This is a genomic window from Syntrophorhabdaceae bacterium (assembly GCA_028713955.1).
GTDB lineage: Bacteria > Desulfobacterota > Syntrophorhabdia > Syntrophorhabdales > Syntrophorhabdaceae > UBA5609.
This window is the reverse complement of sequence record JAQTNJ010000259.1, coordinates 1-4,315: the sequence shown is the minus strand read 5'-3', so window position 1 is coordinate 4,315 and position 4,315 is coordinate 1. Positions and strand designations below refer to the sequence as shown.

At 44.5% G+C, this 4,315-nt stretch carries 5 protein-coding genes; 4 read left to right on the top strand and 1 reads right to left on the bottom strand.

Annotated features, from left to right (window positions below; genetic code table 11):
• Nucleotides 1-735, bottom strand: a 735-nt coding sequence (locus tag PHU49_15260; GenBank protein MDD5245365.1) for a 3-hydroxyacyl-CoA dehydrogenase NAD-binding domain-containing protein, incomplete at its 3' end; no start/stop codon positions are given.
• Between the two features lie 402 nt (nt 736-1,137).
• Between PHU49_15260 and PHU49_15255 the strand changes: the two genes are divergently transcribed.
• The 4 genes from PHU49_15255 to PHU49_15240 form a co-directional block, all read left to right on the top strand.
• On the top strand, nt 1,138-1,818 hold the full coding sequence (locus PHU49_15255) for a GntR family transcriptional regulator (protein ID MDD5245364.1): 681 nt from the start codon (nt 1,138-1,140) through the stop codon (nt 1,816-1,818).
• A gap of 397 nt (nt 1,819-2,215) precedes the next feature.
• Nucleotides 2,216-3,373 carry an acyl-CoA dehydrogenase family protein gene (locus tag PHU49_15250; GenBank protein ID MDD5245363.1) on the top strand — a complete coding sequence of 386 codons (1,158 nt, stop codon included), beginning with the start codon at nt 2,216-2,218 and terminating at the stop codon, nt 3,371-3,373.
• Nucleotides 3,374-3,397: 24 nt separating this feature from the next.
• Nucleotides 3,398-3,613 (top strand): acetyl-CoA carboxylase biotin carboxyl carrier protein subunit, encoded by a 216-nt coding sequence (locus PHU49_15245; protein ID MDD5245362.1) that lies wholly within the window; start codon nt 3,398-3,400, stop codon nt 3,611-3,613.
• A gap of 15 nt (nt 3,614-3,628) precedes the next feature.
• The coding region (locus PHU49_15240) for an acyl-CoA dehydratase activase (protein ID MDD5245361.1) at nt 3,629-4,315 on the top strand (687 nt) is incomplete at its 3' end.

Below are 4,315 nucleotides of genomic sequence, written 5' to 3'. Positions count from 1 at the left end.
TTCTGAAACAAATTTTTCAGCTACATGGTCAATTATACCGGCAGTTGCGTCATCGAGGAGATGAGCCGCCTCATTACACCAGTTGTTCCATATTCTTCCCAACATCAAACAGACCGCATTATTTGTTGCAATTGCAACTTTCCCTGTCATGGCAAAGATCCATGAGAGATAATCCAGTACCTCCTGGTTAAGCCTTTCCCAGGAAACCACCTCTACGGGTATGCTTCGCCAGGCGGGCGCAAAGAAATGTGTCACTGTTGCCCTTGCAGGGTTTTTCATTTCTGTAAAAATTTGGTCAGGAGGGAATAAACCGGTATTTGATGTAATAATGGCAGCAGCACCGACGATCTCTTCGACCCTGGAAAACACCTCCTTTTTCAGTGAGATATCTTCTGCCAGCGTTTCGATAACCAGATCGGCATCCTTTATTTGATGGTAGTCGGTTGTATAGGTAATGTTGCCCAGGATCTTTTGACCTTGTTCCTCCTTGACCTTCTTCTTGTCTATAGAACTTTTTACATAATCGAAAAACTGCCTCTCCGCTCTTTTCAATATTTCTTCCCCGGCGTCTACAAGGATAAGCTTCATATCCGGGAGGGAGCTTTTGAGGTAATATCCTATATCAACGCCGGTAATTCCGGCCCCGATAACCGCCACTTCCCCGGGAAGAGGTCTTGCAGGTTTCAACAATAGTGGGTTCACCGCAGATTTGTAGAGTTTTCTTTTCATGTCCATATTCAATCTCCTGCATAATGATGCTTTATCTTTGCGACTCAAACCTTGGTTTTCAATACCACCTCTGGTTTGTTATAAAGCACGTCTTATTTGTATAAAGGATCACATTATTCTACATTTCTATGTATTAATATGCTCGTAATGTATCTAATATCTGTCGACAGTATACAATTATGATAAAATTTGTCAAGGGAAAATCATAAAAAAAATATTATATGACAATTGTCTATAATAACAATATATTATGAAACAATGAAGGAGAACGTATCTGGTTGAAATTGCAATGCACGATCAATGATATTTTTTTATTTTGTAGAAAAAAACACCTTTTTTTTGCTTGACATTTTTGTTTATCTTTGTATACTGTCGACATATATTAGAAAAGATTATGGATAATAGATAATGAGCCACACACAAGAGCCTTTTCAGCCTGCATTACTTTTACATGATCAGATATTTCAGCACTTACGGGAACAAATAATTAAAGGACAACTCGAAGAAGGCAAAAGGCTGAACGAAGTAAATTTACAGAAAATGTTCAAGACAAGCCGTACGCCTATTCGCGAAGCATTTCGCCGTCTCGAGGCAGAAGGTTTTGTAGAATTTTTACCCCGGAAGGGGGCTTTTGTCCGGTCTATTTCAGTGGAAAACCTGAGAGAAGCTACCGAAGTCAGGGCTGCAATCGAGGGGTTGGCTATAAGGCTGGCCATGCGTAATGTTACCCCTGACCACCTTGGTGTGCTGGCGCAACTCCTTGACGATATGGACGAGGCATTCAAAAGACGTAATATTGAGCGATATACCGCCCTTCACTACCGCTTCCACAAGTACATTGTAGAAATGAGCCAGAACCAGATTCTTATGCGTCTCTATGTGAGCATAACAGAACCATTTGTGACCAACCGTCTCACCTATAAGTACTTTGCCAAATTGCCGCGCTACAAAAAAGTTGATCATCGTAAGATATATGAGCTCCTTGCGTCAGGTAAAGCGTCAAAGGCAGACCGTTTGATCGAGCAACACATTATGGCGATCCAGAATTCCATTGAATCGCCTCCAGGAAAAAAGATGAGGAAGAAATAAACTTCCTGCAAAGAGCAATACACCCGTAAGGCAAAAGACGAAATTTGTTCAACGTTCGCGGTTCAAGTTACTTATTGTCATCGTGAGCATGTGACCCCCATGGTGAGTATGTTTGTTATCAATAAAAAACTTGTTTTTGGTAATGTGATCGGGCAAATTTCTCAGGAGGAGCGAAGCGACGTGGCGAACCAAGGGTATAAATCTATTGAATGAGATTGCCGCGCTCCGCTCGTAATGACACTGCGCCGCACTTCGGTCGCAATGACAAAACGTCGCTCCCGCCGTAGTGGAAAGAGAAGATTTATTTCTGAAAATTAGCTTGACATGGAAAGGGCGCTTTGCTAATATTAGCCTTGTTAATAGTTTCACAATATCGTAAGGAAAGGAGAGAAAAACTATGGATTTCAAGATTTCTGATGAACTCGAATCAATGCGCAAAATGGCGTACGACTTTGCAGTGAAGAATATCAAGCCTACCATGGAAGAAGACGAGAAGGAACACAAGTATCGTCCGGAGATCCTGAAGAAGATGGGCGACCAGGGTATGTTTGGATGCCTCGCACCTGAACAGTACGGCGGACTCGGACTTGAGGAAGGCAACATGGCCGCGACACTTATGGCAATGGAATTTGCAAGGGTAAGTCCTTCCTGGGGTCTTCCCTTTAACCTCCAGATGAATGGCCCCCAGAATGTTTTACTGCGGTATGGAAGCGATGCGCTGAAGGAACAGTTCCTTCCCGGATTGATTGCAGGGACAAGCGGCGGTTGTTTTGCCATTACAGAGCCAAACTCCGGTTCAGATGTTGCCAGCATGAAAACTACCGCGTTAGAAGTCGATGATGGTTTTATCCTCAACGGTACCAAGACATGGATATCCGGCGTACCCTATTGCGGATGCGGGGTCGTATATGCCATGACAGACAAGGCGGCAAAACACAAAGGTATGTCAGCGTTTTTTATCGACTTTAATACACCTGGTATTGTCCAGAGGGCTATTACCTCGAAACTCGGCCTGTTCTGTGCTCCAACTGGCGAGATATTCTTTGAAGAAGCGAAGATTCCGAAAAGTGCCCTCGTCGGGAAGCTTGGTCAGGGATTTGCTATTTGTATGACCATGCTCAATTTCACCAGATTAAGCTCTGCCGCACGGGCCGTTGGTGTAGCCCAGAGTTGTATCGAAGAAGCGTGTAAATACGCGAACGAGAGGGAACAGTTCGATCAGCCTATCGGAAAGTTCCAGATGGTTCAGGAACAGATCGGGAGAATGTCCGTGGAACACGAGGCAGCAAAGCTTCTGCTTCTCAGGGCAGCATGGCAGAAAGATCAGGGAGTTAACAATACTCTCGAAACCTCGATGGCAAAATACTACTGTGCGGAGTCGGCAAATTTCTGCGCCTCTGAGGCAGTGAAGATATTCGGTTCATACGGCTTCTCATCTGAATATCCCGTTGAAAGATTCCTGAGGGATGCGAAGTCTTACCAGATCGTTGAAGGGACCTCAAACGTCCAGAAGATGATCATCGCTCAGTTTGCACTGGGTTATAGAAAAGCGTAAACAGTAAATCTTAAGGAGGTCTTTATGGCTACAGAAGTTACCGTTCCAATGGTTGGGAAAATAGTAGGAGTGAATGTGAAGGTCGGCGATAAGGTTGCGGAAGACGATCAGATCGCAACGCTTGAAGCAATGAAGATGGAGATGCCGATTGTTTCACCGGCGGCTGGTGTAATTAAAGAGATTAAGGTTGCTGTAGGGCAGGAAGTAGAAGCAGACGCAGTCCTTGCTATTATTGAGTAAAGGAGTGGTGAAGAAATGTTAGTTGCCGGAATAGACATTGGTTCCATTACAACTGAAGCCCTTCTTTTTGACAAGGAGAAGGGAATAGTTGGATATGACATTTTGCAGACCGGTGCTGATTCAAAGAAGACTGCTGAGATGGCGCTTGATAAGGTCCTTGCATATCCCGGCAAGAATATCTCTGATGTGTCATATATCGTTGCAACCGGTTGTGGAAGAAAAAGGGCATCCTTCGCCAAACAGGCAGTTACAGAGATTACCTGCATCGCAAGAGGCGTTCATTACCTTTTTCCTGAAGCGCGGACGATAATTGATATCGGCGGCCAGGATACAAAGGTAATAAGGGTCGATGGAAAGGGCCGTGTCGTTGAATTTGAGATGAATGACAAGTGCGCAGCAGGCACAGGAAGGTTCATTGAAGTCATGGCAAAAGCCCTGAACGTTGAACTCGACAGGATTGGCGATAGCTCTCTGAAACATAAGAAGGAAGTTACGATCAGCAGCATCTGTACTGTATTTGCGGAGTCAGAGGTCATATCCCTGGTCAGCGAAGGGGAAGAACTGGAAGATATCCTGTATGGTATTCACAAGGCTATCGCAGACAGGACTATGGGTCTTATCAGCAGAATTGGCGGAGCTGAGAAAGAGGTCATTATGACAGGCGGGGTTGCAAAGAATATCGGTGTCGTGAAGGCCCTTGAA